Raw genomic sequence first — 16,248 nt, forward strand, 5'->3', positions numbered from 1 at the left:
ACGAATCAGGCGGTTAGAGGTTCGACTCCTCTAGGGTGCATTTTTTTATTTACTTCGGGAAGTAGCTCAGCTTGGTAGAGTACTTGGTTTGGGACCAAGGTGTCGCAGGTTCGAATCCTGTCTTCCCGATTGATGGCGGTGTAGCTCAGCTGGCTAGAGCGTCCGGTTCATACCCGGGAGGTCGGGGGTTCGATCCCCTTCGCCGCTATATTGATCTTGTTGGACCTTTAGCTCAGCTGGTTAGAGCTCTCGGCTCATAACCGAGTGGTCGTAGGTTCAAGTCCTACAAGGTCCATTGAAATTATGGAGGATTACCCAAGTCCGGCTGAAGGGAACGGTCTTGAAAACCGTCAGGCGTGTAAAAGCGTGCGTGGGTTCGAATCCCACATCCTCCTTTATTTATAATTAACGCGGGATGGAGCAGCTCGGTAGCTCGTCGGGCTCATAACCCGAAGGTCGTAGGTTCAAATCCTGCTCCCGCAATATTGGCTCGGTAGCTCAGTTGGTAGAGCAATGGATTGAAGCTCCATGTGTCGGCGGTTCGATTCCGTCTCGCGCCATATTTTTATATTATTTTATGCGGGTGTAGTTTAGTGGTAAAACTACAGCCTTCCAAGCTGTTGTCGCGAGTTCGATTCTCGTCACCCGCTTTGAACTTTGTTCATTACCAAGTTTTTACTTGGGCGCGTAGCTCAGGTGGTTAGAGCGCACGCCTGATAAGCGTGAGGTCGGTGGTTCGAGTCCACTCGTGCCCATTAATAGGAGAATTACTCAAGAGGCTGAAGAGGACGGTTTGCTAAATCGTTAGGTCGGGTAACTGGCGCAAGGGTTCGAATCCCTTATTCTCCGTCATTAAAGAGCTTTTAGCTCTTTTTTTTTATTTTCTTCTTGCTTCTTACTTTATTTAATTTTTGTTATACTATAACTAGTTTTAGTCCTATTTTATGTTTAAGGAGTGTTTATGAAATTTAAATATTTAGTAGTTTTCTTTTTTGTTATTTCGCTAAGTTTATTTTTATTTGGGTGTAGTTTTACTAAGTCAGATAATTTTAGTCAGAATTCTAGTTTAGTAACGTCAACAAGTCAATCTACTTTAACTAGTGTTAACTCGACTGAGGATCAAAAACAATTCTTTCGTTATCTTTATCAGCCTGTTTTCGATAGTTATAGAAAGATATTTTCTTCACCCAAAGACCTCTCTTTAATTCCTTCGCTTTATAATAGTTTAAGTGCTACTAAACGACCAATTGGCAGCTGGGTTGTTGAAAATTCTGTTTTTAACTCTGATAAACTTCGTTATGCCTATGTTGATTTGAATGAAGATAGCGTTGAGGAGCTAATTATTGGAGTCCAGCAATCAGATGGAAGCTACTCTATATCAGGCTTTTATTACTTAGAGAATGATAAACCATTACTTTTATCTGAGGGATATGTAGCTGGACATGGTGGAGCTAGGAATACTACGACTATCTATAAAGGTGGAGAGGTTCTTGAATTGAGTTGGTCTTCTGGAACCGGAGAAGGTAGGGGAGTTCTCTATCAACTCAATCCAAACCAGAAAGCCGCTTCTATAGTAAAAGAACAAGATATTAAAGTGCCAGGAAATAATTCCTTGCATGATATTTTTGGTAAATCAGAATCTGAAATAATTGATATACGTGATTTTGATTGGCAACAATTTGAATTTTCTGGTAGTATAAATAGTTCTCAAACTGAACAAAAAGCTCCTTGGAATGCCAACAAATCTGCTAAATTAGAAGACTTCATAAAAGGGTGGGGCGAAAGACTTGGCCAACCGAATTACAAAAAGGGAATATCGGGAGGAGATGTCGGTCCAGATAATCTCTATACTTTTGGTAATGGACCAAGTGAAAAAATGAATGCCGAATACTCGGATAATGGGATAGGAACTGCCCAGTACCGAATTGTAGAGCGTTATAGTAATTGGGATAAATACCCGGATGTGCATAGTTACTTCTTTGCGATAACCAACACAGGAGAAGCGATTGTGTTTCATTCACCAACAACAAATGGTGGTGTCATGTACTTAAAACCGACAGAAAATACAGAAATCCAGGCAGAGTTTAAACGCTTGGTGGAAGAAGAATAATCAATCATAATGGAGAGTTTGGCCTTAGCCAAGCTCTTTTTCTTATATATGATTTCAAATCAAAATCGTTGACAGATGTAATATCTAGTATTACAATATTATAATAATGATTACACTCTTATAAAAAGTGAGATAAGGATCTTAGCTTTTAAGGAGATGGTGAGGAAGAATATGATTGAATACAAACATGTAGCCTTGCGCTACACGGATAAGGACATTTTAAAGGATGTCAATCTCCGCATTGAAAATGGAGAATTCATGGTGCTAGTGGGTCCTTCAGGATCTGGAAAGACCACCATGATCAAGATGATTAACCGTCTCTTGGAACCGGCTGATGGCAATATCTATATGGATGGAAAACGGATCAAGGACTATGATGAACGGGAACTCCGTCTATCAATAGGTTACGTCTTACAGGCTATTGCTCTTTTTCCAAATCTAACAGTTGCTGAAAATATTGCCCTTATTCCTGAGATGAAGGGCTGGAGCAAGGAACAAATCGCCTCTAAAACAGAAGAACTATTGGACAAGGTGGGTCTGCCTGCTGTAGAGTATGCAAAGCGCATGCCTAGTGAGTTATCGGGAGGAGAGCAACAAAGGGTAGGGATTGTTCGTGCTTTAATTGGACAACCCAAGATTCTCCTTATGGATGAGCCTTTCTCTGCTCTAGATGCCATCTCAAGAAAACATCTCCAAGATCTGACAAAGGCCTTGCATCAGGAATTTGGGATAACAATTATTTTTGTTACTCATGATACGGACGAGGCAGTGAAATTAGCAGATAGAATTGCAGTATTGAAGGATGGGGAAATCTGTCAGGTTGCTGACCCTGAAACAATTTTACAAGCACCTTCGACAGACTTTGTAGCAAACTTGTTTGGAGGTGGCCTTCATGTCTAATTTCATTTCAACCTTTCAGGAGCGATTTAGTGATTGGTTAACAGCTCTGGGTCAACACCTGCAATTATCTCTTCTGACCTTATTGGTCGCTATTTTTCTGACCATCCCACTTGCGGTTTATCTAAATGGTCACAAAAAAGTAGCGACTTGGGTGCTACAAGTTGCAGGTATCTTCCAGACCATTCCTTCAATGGCCTTGTTGGGGCTCTTTATTCCTTTCATGGGGATTGGAACCTTACCAGCACTCACAGCTCTTGTCATTTACGCTATTTTCCCAATTTTAGAAAATACAATCACAGCCCTGAATGGCATTGATCCTAGTCTTGAGGAGGCAGGGATTGCTTTTGGGATGACCAAGTGGGAGCGACTCAAGAAGTTTGAAATTCCACTTGCCATGCCTGTCATTGTATCGGGGGTTCGAACAGCGACCGTTATGATCATTGGTACAGCTACTCTAGCAGCTCTTGTGGGAGCTGGTGGATTGGGCTCCTTTATCCTTTTGGGAATTGATCGTCGGAATGCTAGTCTCATTTTAATCGGAGCAATCTCATCAGCCATCTTGGCCATTCTCTTTAATGTCATACTCAAATGGTTGGAAAAGGCAAAGTTGCGTACTATTGTTTCGACCTTTGCTGTCATGGTCCTTGGTTTGGGAGTTAGTTATGTTCCAAGCATCATTCCACATAATGAGAAAGACAATCTCGTCATTGCTGGGAAGTTAGGACCTGAACCTGAGATTCTCATGAATATGTATAAACTTCTCATCGAGGAAAATACGGATATGACGGTGACGGTTAAACCCAATTTTGGGAAGACAGACTTTCTTTACCAAGCGCTGAAAAAAGGGGACATTGATATCTATCCAGAATTTTCTGGAACAGTGACAGAGAGTCTCCTCCAATCATCTCCACAAATTGAGCATGACCCAGAAAAGGTTTACGAGGTAGCTCGTGATGGTATTGCCAAACAGGATCAACTAGCCTTTCTTAAACCCATGGCTTATCAAAATACTTATGCTATAGCAGTTCCTAAAAAAATTGCGCAAGAATATGGGCTTAAGACGATTTCAGACTTGAAAAAAGTAGAAGGACAGCTCAAGGCGGGATTCACTCTGGAGTTTAATGACCGTGAGGATGGAAACAAGGGCTTGCAGTCTGTTTATGGATTGAATCTCAATGTGGCAACCATGGAGCCAGCTCTTCGCTACCAAGCCATCCAGTCAGGGGACATTCAAATTACAGATGCTTACTCAACAGATGCTGAAATTGCTCGCTATGATTTAGTGGTTCTGGAGGATGATAAACAACTCTTCCCGCCATATCAAGGGGCACCGTTGATGAAGGAAGAATTACTGAAAAAACATCCAGAATTGGAAGCTGTATTAAATCAGTTAGCTGGTAAAATCACCGAGAGTCAGATGAGTCAGATGAATTATCAGGTTGGTGTGGAAGGACAAAAAGCTGAAGAAGTGGCACGTGATTTTCTCCTTCAAGAAGGAATACTTCAAAAATAAATATAGAAATAACTTTATACTAACAAAAAACCCATCTTGCTTAAGACAGGATAGGGTTTTTGTATTAGATTAAAAGTAGTATAAGTGTTAACAAGACAGCTAGTGAAATTCTGATGATAAGGTGAGATTTTTTAAAGATTCCTTTCTGTTTTGCATTCCAGTAGGCTCCGTAACAGATGTTCTTACTTCTATTATCCATAGGAATAAAGAAATAATCGAAACAAAATACTGAAGAAGATGGGAGGTGTTGTAGTATACAAATCTTCAAATTGAGTGTAAACTAAAAGTATCAAAAGTAGTAAGGAAAAAATATGTATTACAAGACCTTAAACAACAATGTCAAAATGCCTCAATTAGGTTTTGGAGTCTTTCAGACTCCGGTAGATGAAACAAAGCGAGCAGTTCTTGATGCTATCGAGGTTGGATATCGTTCTTTTGATACCGCTCAAATCTATGGCAATGAAGCAGGTGTAGGGGAAGCTATCTTGGAATCGGGTCTTCCACGTGAAGAATTCTTCATTACGACAAAGATTTGGATTTCGAATGCAGGCTATGAAAAGGCCAAGGCTTCGATTGAAGAATCCTTAAAAAAACTTCAAACAGATTATATTGATCTTTTGTTGGTTCACCAACCTTTCGGTGATTACTATGGCACATACAGAGCTATGGAAGAAGCCTATAAGGCAGGGCAGGTCCGTGCCATTGGTGTTTCTAATTTTTCACCAAATCGCTTTATTGATCTTCAGTATTTTGTGGAGATCAAGCCAGCTATCAATCAGATAGAAACCCATGTATTCTATCAACAAAAAGAAGCCAAAAAGTATTTGGAGAAGTATAATTGTCAAATTGAATCTTGGGGCCCTTTTGCTGAAGGCAAAAATGATTTCTTCAATACTCCTCTCTTGAAAGAAATTGGGGAAAAATATAGCAAATCCGTAGCCCAAGTAGCCCTACGTTTCTTACTTCAAAGTGATGTGGTTGTCATTCCTAAGTCTGTTCGTAAAGAACGAATGGAAGAGAACTTTGATATTTTTGACTTTGAGTTAACAGAAGATGAAATGAAGAGCATAGAAGGATTAGACCAAGGAAGTACCCTCTTTCATAATCATCAAGAACCAGAAACAGCAGAAAGATTTTTATCTTTTTTAAGCTAGTCTAATTTTATCATCATCAAATAGGGGATAATCGACCAAAAACTTCCTTTGGAAGATTTTCCTCTTACAATATGGGATATAAAAGTGTATACTAGAATTAGTAAGAAACAGAGAGGATTGTTTTTATGAAATCAGTAGTGTATAGTAAGGCAGGACAGGTTGGTCTTGTCGAAGTGGAACGTCCGCAGATTAAGGAAGCGGATGATGTTATTATCCGTATCGTGAGAACTTGTGTCTGTGGTACGGACTTATGGACATATCGTAATCCTAATATAAAAGAAGGCCGTTTGAACAGTGGTCATGAAGCTATTGGAATTGTCGAAGAAATTGGAGAGGCTATCACGACAGTGAAACCAGGGGATTTTGTCATTGCCCCATTTACACATGGTTGTGGGGAATGTGATGCCTGTCATGATGGCTTTGATGGAACTTGTGATCGTCATTTGGGTAATAGCAACTTGTCTACTGGTGTTCAAGCAGAATATATTCGTTTCCATTATGCGAATTGGTCCCTAGTCAAAATTCCTGGGAAACCTTCTGACTATACAGAGGCTATGCTCAAATCTTTCTTAAGTCTAGCAGATGTTATGCCAACAGGTTACCATGCAGCGCGTGTGGCAGATGTTAAACCAGGAGACAAGGTTGTCGTAATTGGAGACGGCGCAGTTGGTCAATGTGCAGTGATTGCTGCTAAGATGAGAGGCGCTTCGCAAATAGTCCTCATGAGCCGTTACAAGGACCGTCAGGAAATGGCCTTGGCGTCAGGTGCTACAGCGATAGTTGAAGAGCGTGGTGAAGAAGGAATTGCCAAAGTCCGTGAGATTCTTGGTGGTGGAGCAGACGCGGCTCTAGAGTGTGTTGGAACAGAAGCGTCCATTGACCAAGCTTTAGGAGTGCTTCATAATGGAGGACGAATGGGCTTTGTTGGAGTACCACACTACAATAATCGTACAATTGGTTCTACCTTTGCTCAAAACATAACAGTTGCAGGTGGAGCGGCTTCGGTAACAACTTACGATAAACAAATCTTGTTAAAAGCTGTCCTTGATGGAGATATTAATCCAGGGCGTGTCTTTACAGATAGCTATAGTTTAGAAGATATTGATCAAGCATATAAAGATATGGACGAGCGTAAGGCTATTAAGTCTATAATTGTGATTGAATAAAAAAATGGGTGCTAGCATCCATTTTTTTGTAAGTTTTTCTTATTTGTAATTTAGTGTACTTTCTCTTAATGTCAATCTAGTCCCTAACATGGTCAAACTAGGAACTTTGCGACCATGGAGCACTTCTTTGTTGAGAATATCCATTCCTGTACGCCCCATCTCTTCAGTATAAACGGTTATACTGGAAAGAGGTGGGAAGACCTGTTTGGTGAGAATAGTGTCATTAAAGGATATCATACTAACGCGCTCAGGGAGTCCGATTCCAGCTTCTTGGAGAGCTCTTAAAGCGCCGATTGCGAGACTATCACTAGCTGCAAAAAATGCTGGTGGTAGTTTATCTCCTATGGAATCTATGGCCTCCTTCATTAAATCATAACCAGATTGGGCACTAAATTGTCCTTGAAAGACAAGCTCCTCATGATAGATCCCTTTTTCTTGTGTATAAGATTTATAGTATTTTAAACGTTTATCTTGGATGAGTTCTTCTTGGTCGGTTGTGACTTCAAGTCCAGTAAGGATTCCGATTTTTTTTATGCCATGTTCAGTGTAGAAATCAATTACTTGTTTAATAGCATTTTCAAAATCTGTAATAACACAGGTGTGACCAAGAGAGAGTGTATCACTATCTATAAAAACGAGAGGCTTTTGATATTCTTCAAAAGAAGAGATTTGATCTTGGCTAAATTTTCCAATACAGAGAATACCTATGACTTCCTCACTAAGCGTGAAGGGTTGGTCATTGAAATAGCGCAAGATTTCATAGTCCAATTCCTGGGCTCTTTTTTCAATCCCTAATCGAATTTGATAATAGTAGAGATCTTCAAGCTCGCCTTGCTCACTTACCCATTGGATGATGGCAATTTTTTGCTTTAGTTTATGGGATTGGCCAGTTTTGAGATGCTTGGTATACCCTAACTCTTCAGCAACTGTCAAGATACGATGTCGGGTTTCTTCTGTGACAGATAGACTCTGATCGCGATTAAGGACACGGGATACAGTTGCGATTGAAACAGATGCTAATTGAGCAATATCTTTTAATGTAGCCATAGTAACCCCCTTTTTAGGTTATTATATCATATTTTCTTTCTTTTTACCTATTGTTTAGTAAAATATAGGTAAAAAATATTGACCTAAGCAAACCCCTTGGGTACAATAGAAGAAAACGATTACAAGTTAAGCTTACATTAACCAAAAGTCAAAGGAGAATTCATATGACACTACATTTAACTGCAGAAGAACTTCGCAAAGATTTTTTAGCTATTTTTGGTCAAGAAGCAGACCAAACTTTCTTTTCACCAGGTCGTATCAACTTGATTGGGGAACATACTGACTATAATGGTGGCCATGTTTTCCCAGCTGCTATTTCACTAGGAACTTATGGAGCAGCACGCAAGCGTGATGACCAAGTTTTTCGTTTCTACTCCGCAAACTTTGAGGACAAAGGCATTATCGAAGTTCCTCTGGCTGACCTTAAGTTTGAGAAAGAGCACAACTGGACTAACTATCCAAAAGGTGTCCTACATTTCTTGCAAGAAGCTGGTCATGTGATTGATAAAGGGTTTGATTTCTATGTCTATGGGAATATTCCAAATGGTGCTGGTTTGTCTTCATCTGCATCCTTGGAGCTATTGACTGGTGTCGTGGCAGAATACCTCTTTGACCTAAAATTGGATCGTCTAGATTTAGTAAAAATCGGGAAATTGACAGAGAATAACTTTATTGGTGTTAACTCTGGTATCATGGACCAATTTGCTATCGGTATGGGGACAGACCAACGTGCCATTTATCTGGATACAAATAGTTTAGAATACGACTTGGTTCCCCTTGATTTGAAGGATAATGTTGTCGTTATCATGAACACTAACAAACGCCGTGAACTTGCGGATTCTAAGTACAATGAACGCCGTGCTGAGTGTGAAAAAGCAGTAGAAGAACTCCAAGTGGCCTTAAATATTCAAACCTTGGGTGAATTGGATGAGTGGGCTTTTGATGAATACAGCTACCTCATCAAAGACGAAAATCGTTTGAAACGTGCGCGTCATGCAGTTCTTGAAAACCAACGTACCCTTAGAGCGCAAGCGGCTCTTCAAGCAGGAGATTTGGACAAGTTTGGTCGTTTGATGAATGCTTCTCATGTTTCACTTGAGCACGATTACGAAGTAACTGGCTTGGAATTAGATACCCTTGTTCATACAGCTTGGGCTCAAGAAGGTGTTCTCGGTGCTCGTATGACAGGAGCAGGTTTTGGTGGTTGTGCCATTGCCTTGGTTCAAAAGGATGCTGTTGAGTCCTTTGAAGAAGCTGTAGGCAAGCACTATGAAGAAATCATTGGCTACGCTCCAAGCTTCTATATCGCTGAAGTGGCAGGTGGAACTCGCGTTCTTGAATAGTCAGAAGGAGGTTATCTAGTGACCTTAGTAGAAAAATTTGTGACTAAAGTCATTGCAGAAAGTAGCTTTGAAGAGTTAGATCGGATTTATTTAACCAATCGTGTTTTGGTCTTGGTTGGTGAAGGAGTTTTGGACGTTGAGACTGACCAGGATAACTTGATTGAACTAAAAGATCAGCTTGTCGAGGAAGCCGTTCGATTGGAAACGATTGAAGATAGTCAGGCTGCGCGTGAGATTCTCGGTGCTGACTTCATGGACTTGGTAACCCCTTGTCCAAGTCAGGTTAATCGGGACTTTTGGGATACCTATGCCCAGTCGCCAGAGCAGGCAATTGCAGATTTTTACCAACTTAGTCAGAAGAATGACTACATCAAACTGAAGGCTATCGCAAAGAATATTGCTTATCGTGTTCCGTCTGACTACGGTAAACTTGAGATTACCATCAATCTCTCCAAGCCTGAAAAGGATCCAAAAGAGATTGCCGCAGCTAAGTTGGTTAAGTCGAGTAACTATCCTCAATGTCAGCTCTGTATGGAAAATGAAGGCTACCATGGTCGTGTCAATCATCCAGCTAGAAGCAATCACCGAATTATTCGTTTTGATATTTCTGGTCAGGAATGGGGATTCCAGTATTCGCCTTATGCTTACTTTAATGAGCACTGTATTTTCCTAGATAGCCAGCACTGTCCTATGGCCATTAGTCGACAAAGTTTCGAACGTTTGTTAGCAATTGTGGAGCAGTTTCCAGGCTATTTTGTAGGGTCTAACGCTGATTTGCCGATTGTGGGCGGTTCTATCCTGACCCATGATCATTATCAAGGTGGTCGTCATGTTTTCCCAATGGAAGTAGCACCTTTACAAAAGACATTTAAGTTTGCAGGTTTTGAGTCTGTCAGGGCAGGAATTGTCCAATGGCCTATGTCTGTCATTCGATTGACTTCAGATTCAGCAGAAGATTTGACAGAGCTAGCGGATAAAATCTTGCTGGCTTGGCGACAATACTCAGATCCAAGTGTGCAGGTCTTGGCAGAAAGTGACGGGACACCGCACCATACCATCACACCAATAGCCCGTAAACGAGATGGACAATTTGAGTTAGACTTGGTCTTGAGGGACAATCAAACCTCAGTAGAGCATCCAGATGGCATCTACCATCCTCATAAGGACGTCCAACATATCAAGAAGGAAAATATCGGCTTGATAGAGGTCATGGGCTTGGCTATCTTGCCACCCCGCTTGAAGGAAGAAGTAGAGCAGGTGGCAGCTTACCTAGTCGGAGAGGATGTCTCAGTTGCAACTTATCACCAAGAATGGGCAGATGAGTTGAAAGAAAGACATCCAGACTTAAGAGACAAAAATCAAGCTCTTGAAATCGTTAAAGAGTCTGTCGGGAAGATTTTTGCCCGAGTCCTCGAAGATGCAGGTGTATACAAACAAACAGAAGAAGGACAAGCAGCCTTTATGCGTTTTATAAATCATGTTGGACTTATGCCATAGTGTCAGGACCTTCCTCTTGCATACTAGTATAAAAAGTAGTATGATAGCGTTTGAAAGACTAGGAGGAATGTATGAAGGATTTTCACTTTGATGCCATATCAGCATTTGAAAATTATGAAATCAAGGAGATGAGAGATGGGCGTGTCACCGTAACTACCAAGGTCGTGAACTCTTCTCTTAACTATTATGGCAATGCCCACGGAGGTTATCTTTATACTCTGTGTGACCAAATCAGTGGCTTAGTCGTTATTTCTCTTGATTTAGATGTTGTAACCTTACAGTCTTCCATCAATTACTTAAAAGCAGGATATCTTGGAGATGAATTGACCATCAAGGGAGAATGTGTCCATAAAGGACGCACCACCTGTGTCGTCGATGTAGACCTCATCAACCAAGATGGAAAAAATGTCTGCAAAGCAACCTTTACCATGTTTATAACAGGTGAGCGCTCAGAAGAAAAAAGAATTAGAATTTAGAAGGGAAAAAAGAGGCGCAGGCCTCTTTTTCTAATTACTTTTTCCGTTTAGTACTCTATTATCTTATTCACTAAATCTTAAAAAATAGCCATCTGGGTCTAGAACTGCAAATTCATGAGGGTAGATATACTGTTCACCAACACGAAATTCTCTTTTAGTCAAAGGACGATGAATAGGATAGTTAGACTCGATTACTTTCTGATAGAGTCTGGGGACATCCTTGATACCAAAGGAAATATTGACACCACGCCCGAAAGGATAAGTCAGTTGGGATAATTCTTCTGCGTTGCCTTCTTCTAGCATAAGTTGGCAGTCTTCAAGCGAAAGGAAGAGAAATTTTTCCTCTGGACGCTCGTATTCGACAGAGAATCCCAATAAGTCGCAGTAGAAGTGACGCGATTTCTCGATATCCGATACGACAAATTCAGGGATGACAGCTTGATAGTCCATTCGTTTTCTCCTTAGAAATCAATCTCCATGACAATCGGTGTATGGTCTTGACGGGCACCGGAGTCAATCATGTCTGACTTGGTAACCTTGTCGGCTACACGGTTACTTGTGAGCCAGTAGTCGATTCTCCAGCCTGTGTTGTTGATTTTTGAAGTTTTACTACGTTGTGCCCACCAAGTATAGCGTTCTGGAATATCTCCGTGAATATGGCGGAAGGTGTCTGTAAATCCTTTGGCTAAAAGGTTTGTAAATCCTTCACGTTCTTCGTCCGTGAAACCTGGTGAACGACGGTTGCTGGCTGGGTTGGCAAGGTCAATTTCCTTATGGGCAACGTTGTAGTCTCCTGTTGCTAGGACAGGTTTTTTCTTATCTAGTTGAGCCAAGTACTCTGCATATTTGACATCCCAGACTTGACGTTCTTCCAAACGTTTGAGGCCATCACCAGCGTTAGGTGTGTAGACCTGAGTCACGAAACATTTATCAAATTCTAGGGTGATGATGCGACCTTCAGAGTCCATGGTAGAAGGTGCACCAATTTCTGGAAAGCTGATCGTTGGAGTCAGTTCTTTCTTATAGAGGAACATGGTTCCAGCATAGCCTTTACGGGCAGGTTCTTGAGAGGAACGCCAAGTATTTTCATATCCGGGGAAGAGTTGTTCCAGGACCTCAAGGTGTTTTTTAGTAGGCCCTGTAGCTGAAAGCTTGGTTTCTTGGATGGCAATGATATCAGCATTTTCAACAACCAAGGTTTGGAGAACGTCTTGTGACAATTTCGCACGCGCAGAGTCACTCGTGAGTGCAGCGTTTAGGGAATCAATATTCCATGAGATAAGTTTCATATTACTTCCTTTTTCATTCAGATTATTGACTATATTATACCAAAAAAAGGCCTATTTCCCCAGCGTATGGTTTGAAAAAACACCCTCTTTCGTTTATAATAAGGAGTAATTTATGGAAGGCGAGTAAAAGGAAGAGGATTTTACTCCAATGAATATCTTTATCGGAGCGTACGATAAAGGAAAAGTGTTTGTTGTAAGTTATGAATAAAGAAAACCTGGGGTTCATGCCTCAGGTTTCCCTTTTCAATTAGAAAGGAAACTTATGTTCATCATTCAAAAACTCTGGTGGTTTTTCAAATTAGAAAAACGCCGTTATCTAGTTGGGATAGTCGCTCTTAGTTTGGTAGCTGTCCTCAACCTCATTCCTCCCATGGTGATGGGACATGTCATTGATGCCATCACTTTGGGAAATTTGACTCAGTCGGATCTGTTGCTGAATCTTATCTATCTACTCCTAGCGGCCTTTGGGATGTACTACCTGCGCTATGTTTGGCGCATGTATATCTTAGGGACTTCCTATCGATTAGGACAAATCATGCGTTCACGTCTCTTTGAACATTTCTCAAAGATGTCTCCGGCTTTTTACCAGACCTATAGAACTGGAGATTTAATGGCGCATGCGACTAATGATATCAATGCTCTAACCCGTCTTGCAGGTGGAGGAGTCATGTCAGCTGTCGATGCTTCTATCACTGCACTTGTTACCTTGTTGACCATGCTTTTTAGTATTTCTTGGCAAATGACCTTGGTGGCTATTTTACCCCTGCCCTTTATGGCTATGGCGACCAGTCGTCTAGGAAGAAAGACCCATAAAGCATTTAACGAATCTCAGGAAGCTTTTTCTGAACTTAACAACAAGGTTCAGGAATCTGTATCAGGTATTAAGGTGACCAAGTCTTTCGGCTATCAAGCCCATGAATTGGATGCTTTTCAAGAAGTCAATCAACTAACCTTTCAAAAGAACTTGCAAACCATGAAATATGACAGCTTGTTTGATCCAATGGTTCTCTTATTTGTTGGCTTATCTTATGTTCTAACACTTTTGGTTGGTTCTTTCATGGTCCAAGAAGGAAATGTCACTGTCGGTAATCTAGTCACTTTTATCTCTTACTTGGATATGCTGGTCTGGCCCTTGATGGCGATTGGTTTTCTCTTTAATATCACTCAAAGAGGGAAGGTTTCTTACCAGCGCATTGAAAATCTCTTGTCTCAAGAGTCGCTCGTTAAAGATCCAGAAGCTCCCATTTCCAAGATTGAAAATGGACGTTTGGAATATGCAATTGATAGTTTTTCATATGAAAATGAAGAAACTCTTCATGGGATTCACTTTAGTCTAGAAAAGGGACAAACACTGGGCTTGGTAGGACAGACTGGTTCAGGTAAGACATCGCTGATGAAGCTACTCTTACGAGAGTACGATGTCAATCAAGGAGCCATCTACCTCAATGGGCATGATATACGAGACTATCGTCTGAGCGACCTCAGAGGTCTCATGGGCTATGTTCCTCAAGACCAGTTTCTTTTTGCTAGTTCTATTTTAGAAAATGTTCGTTTTGGTAATCCTGACTTGTCTCTATCTGACGTTGAATATGCGACCAAATTAGCCCAAGTTTATCATGATATTGTGGATATGCCTCAGGGATTCGATACGATTATCGGTGAAAAGGGAGTTAGTTTGTCTGGTGGTCAAAAGCAACGTCTTGCCATGGCCCGTGCTATGATTTTAAATCCTGATATCTTGATTTTAGATGACTCCTTATCGGCTGTAGATGCCAAGACCGAGTATGCTATTATTGATAATCTTAAAGCCACTCGCAAAAACAAAACAACGATCATCTCAGCCCATCGCCTCAGTGCAGTTGTCCACGCTGATTTGATCTTGGTTATGCAAAATGGACAGATTATCGAACGTGGGACTCATGAGGACTTACTAGCCTTGGATGGTTGGTATGCCCAGACCTATCAGTCCCAACAATTGGAAATGAAAGGAGAAGAAGATGCAGAATAAGCAAGAACAATGGACAGTATTGAAACGATTGCTTGGTTATCTCAAGCCCTATAGCCTCTTAACCCTGCTAGCCCTATCATTTCTCCTAGCAACAACGGTTATCAAGAGTATCATTCCTCTGGTTGCTTCACACTTTATCGACCAGTATCTGGGGAATCTGAGTCAGTTTGCTGTTACTGTTTTGATAGCCTACTATGGTCTTTATATCCTACAAACCCTGATTCAATATATCGGTAATCTACTTTTTGCGCGTGTATCTTATAGCATTGTTAGAGATATTCGCAGAGATGCCTTTGCCAATATGGAAAAACTAGGCATGTCTTATTTTGACAAGACACCTTCAGGTTCTATCGTTTCACGATTGACTAATGATACAGAGACCATCAGTGATATGTTTTCAGGGCTGTTGTCTAGCTTTATTTCAGCTATTTTTATTTTTGTGACAACTCTTTATACAATGATGGTCCTGGATTTTCGTTTGACAGGTTTGGTTCTTCTATTTCTACCTTTGATTTTTATCTTGGTTAATCTCTACCGAAAAAAATCAGTTAAAATCATCGAAAAAACGAGAAGCTTTTTGTCAGATATAAATAGCAAGTTGGCAGAGAGTATTGAAGGTATTCGAATTATTCAAGCCTTTAATCAAGAAAAACGCCTGCAGGATGAATTTGATGAGATTAATGAAGAACACTACGTCTATGCCAACCGTTCAGTAGCCTTGGACGCCCTCTTTTTACGTCCTGCCATGAGTTTGTTGAAACTCTTAGGTTATGCAGTTCTCATGGCCTATTTTGGATATAGAGGCCTCTATATCGGGATGACAGCAGGTACCATGTATGCCTTTATCCAGTACATCAATCGTCTCTTTGATCCTTTGATAGAGGTCACGCAAAACTTCTCAATTCTTCAGACTTCGATGGTATCAGCAGGGCGAGTCTTTGCACTGATTGATCAAAGCAATTATGAACCTGTCCAAGCTGACAGTGAGCTAGCAATCAGAGAAGGAAATATTCGTTTTGAGCACGTGTGTTTTTCCTATGATGGAGTAAATCAAATTTTGGACGATATTTCCTTTTCAGTCAAGAAGGGGGAAACCATTGCCTTTGTGGGACATACAGGTTCAGGGAAGTCCTCTATTATCAATGTCCTGATGCGTTTTTACGAATTTCAGTCAGGACGGGTTTTGATTGATAATGTAGACATTCGTAACTATAGCCATCAAGAACTAAGAAAAAACATGGGTCTTGTCTTGCAGGAACCCTTCCTCTATCATGGAACTATCAAGTCTAATATCGCCATGTACCAAGAAATTAGCGATGAGGAAGTTAAGGCTGCAGCAGAGTTTGTGGATGCAGATACTTTTATTCAAGAATTACCTCAAGGCTATGACTCTCCTGTTTCAGAGAGAGGTTCTAGCTTTTCAACTGGTCAACGTCAACTTCTTGCCTTTGCCAGAACAGTCGCCAGTCAGCCTAAAATCTTGATTTTAGATGAAGCGACAGCCAATATTGATTCGGAAACAGAAACTCTGGTTCAGAATTCCTTGGAAAAGATGCGAAAAGGGCGGACAACCATTGCCATCGCCCATCGTCTTTCTACCATCCAAGATGCTAATTGTATCTATGTCTTAGATAAGGGCCGGATTATCGAGAGTGGAACACACGAGGAGCTCTTGACTTTAGGTGGAACTTATCACAAGATGTATAGCTTACAAGCAGGAGCCTTATCTTAAAAGGAAGATTTAA

At 40.9% G+C, this 16,248-nt stretch carries 13 protein-coding genes and 9 tRNA genes; 19 read left to right on the top strand and 3 right to left on the bottom strand.

All coding sequences use genetic code 11. The features are described 5' to 3' along the window. The first annotated feature begins 55 nt into the window (after positions 1-55). From FN031_RS00005 to FN031_RS00070, 14 genes are all read left to right on the top strand, one after another. Positions 56-129, top strand: a tRNA-Pro gene (locus FN031_RS00005). Positions 130-134: 5 nt separating this feature from the next. Further along, positions 135-208, top strand: a tRNA-Met gene (locus FN031_RS00010). Positions 209-221: 13 nt separating this feature from the next. Beyond that, positions 222-295: transfer RNA gene (locus tag FN031_RS00015), tRNA-Ile, on the top strand. A gap of 10 nt (positions 296-305) precedes the next feature. Continuing rightward, positions 306-395, top strand: a tRNA-Ser gene (locus tag FN031_RS00020). A 14-nt stretch (positions 396-409) separates the two neighbouring features. Beyond that, positions 410-483, top strand: a tRNA-Met gene (locus FN031_RS00025). Between the two features lie 4 nt (positions 484-487). Next, a tRNA-Phe gene (locus tag FN031_RS00030) sits at positions 488-560 on the top strand. Between the two features lie 19 nt (positions 561-579). After that, positions 580-650 (top strand) — tRNA-Gly (locus tag FN031_RS00035). Positions 651-681: 31 nt separating this feature from the next. After that, positions 682-755, top strand: a tRNA-Ile gene (locus FN031_RS00040). Between the two features lie 6 nt (positions 756-761). Next, a tRNA-Ser gene (locus FN031_RS00045) sits at positions 762-849 on the top strand. A gap of 112 nt (positions 850-961) precedes the next feature. Beyond that, positions 962-2,110 (top strand): DUF4767 domain-containing protein, encoded by a 1,149-nt coding sequence (locus tag FN031_RS00050; RefSeq protein WP_142556533.1) that lies wholly within the window; start codon positions 962-964, stop codon positions 2,108-2,110. A gap of 171 nt (positions 2,111-2,281) precedes the next feature. Then, positions 2,282-3,010: an ABC transporter ATP-binding protein gene (locus FN031_RS00055; protein WP_142556535.1), complete on the top strand. Its 729-nt coding sequence runs from the start codon at positions 2,282-2,284 to the stop codon at positions 3,008-3,010. Continuing rightward, on the top strand, positions 3,003-4,523 hold the full coding sequence (locus tag FN031_RS00060; protein WP_142556537.1) for an ABC transporter permease/substrate-binding protein: 1,521 nt from the start codon (positions 3,003-3,005) through the stop codon (positions 4,521-4,523). Before FN031_RS00055 ends, FN031_RS00060 begins: the two co-directional genes overlap by 8 nt. Positions 4,524-4,834: 311 nt before the next feature. Next, entirely contained in the window at positions 4,835-5,677 is an 843-nt protein-coding gene (locus tag FN031_RS00065) for an aldo/keto reductase (protein WP_142556539.1), read from the top strand. A gap of 125 nt (positions 5,678-5,802) precedes the next feature. After that, positions 5,803-6,843 carry an alcohol dehydrogenase catalytic domain-containing protein gene (locus FN031_RS00070; protein WP_142556541.1) on the top strand — a complete coding sequence of 347 codons (1,041 nt, stop codon included), beginning with the start codon at positions 5,803-5,805 and terminating at the stop codon, positions 6,841-6,843. Positions 6,844-6,882: 39 nt separating this feature from the next. On the opposite strand, the gene FN031_RS00075 is transcribed toward FN031_RS00070, so the two are convergent. Next, positions 6,883-7,890 carry a LacI family DNA-binding transcriptional regulator gene (locus FN031_RS00075; protein ID WP_142556543.1) on the bottom strand — a complete coding sequence of 336 codons (1,008 nt, stop codon included), beginning with the start codon at positions 7,888-7,890 and terminating at the stop codon, positions 6,883-6,885. A 164-nt stretch (positions 7,891-8,054) separates the two neighbouring features. On the opposite strand from FN031_RS00075, the gene FN031_RS00080 reads away from it, so the two are divergent. The 3 genes from FN031_RS00080 (at position 8,055) to FN031_RS00090 (ending at position 11,206) form a co-directional block, all read left to right on the top strand. Continuing rightward, on the top strand, positions 8,055-9,233 hold the full coding sequence (locus tag FN031_RS00080) for a galactokinase (RefSeq protein ID WP_142556545.1): 1,179 nt from the start codon (positions 8,055-8,057) through the stop codon (positions 9,231-9,233). Between the two features lie 18 nt (positions 9,234-9,251). After that, positions 9,252-10,730: a UDP-glucose--hexose-1-phosphate uridylyltransferase gene (locus FN031_RS00085; protein WP_142556547.1), complete on the top strand. Its 1,479-nt coding sequence runs from the start codon at positions 9,252-9,254 to the stop codon at positions 10,728-10,730. 71 nt (positions 10,731-10,801) lie between these two features. Beyond that, positions 10,802-11,206 carry a PaaI family thioesterase gene (locus tag FN031_RS00090; RefSeq protein WP_006149914.1) on the top strand — a complete coding sequence of 135 codons (405 nt, stop codon included), beginning with the start codon at positions 10,802-10,804 and terminating at the stop codon, positions 11,204-11,206. A gap of 63 nt (positions 11,207-11,269) precedes the next feature. Here the strand turns inward: FN031_RS00090 and FN031_RS00095 are convergent, their stop codons facing one another. Together FN031_RS00095 and FN031_RS00100 are read right to left on the bottom strand one after the other, a co-directional pair. Continuing rightward, complete coding sequence (locus FN031_RS00095; protein ID WP_142556549.1) at positions 11,270-11,656, bottom strand: bleomycin resistance protein; 387 nt, start codon at positions 11,654-11,656, stop codon at positions 11,270-11,272. Positions 11,657-11,667: 11 nt separating this feature from the next. Next, a complete protein-coding gene (locus tag FN031_RS00100) occupies positions 11,668-12,495 on the bottom strand; it encodes an exodeoxyribonuclease III (protein WP_142556551.1) in 828 nt (275 codons plus the stop codon). A 262-nt stretch (positions 12,496-12,757) separates the two neighbouring features. Between FN031_RS00100 and FN031_RS00105 the strand changes: the two genes are divergently transcribed. Then, a complete protein-coding gene (locus tag FN031_RS00105) occupies positions 12,758-14,503 on the top strand; it encodes an ABC transporter ATP-binding protein (protein WP_142556553.1) in 1,746 nt (581 codons plus the stop codon). After that, positions 14,493-16,235: an ABC transporter ATP-binding protein gene (locus FN031_RS00110; protein WP_142556555.1), complete on the top strand. Its 1,743-nt coding sequence runs from the start codon at positions 14,493-14,495 to the stop codon at positions 16,233-16,235. The genes FN031_RS00105 and FN031_RS00110 overlap by 11 nt, the downstream gene beginning before the upstream one ends. The last annotated feature ends 13 nt before the right edge of the window (positions 16,236-16,248 follow it).

Source organism: Streptococcus mitis, from assembly GCF_902159415.1.
GTDB lineage: Bacteria > Bacillota > Bacilli > Lactobacillales > Streptococcaceae > Streptococcus > Streptococcus mitis_BG.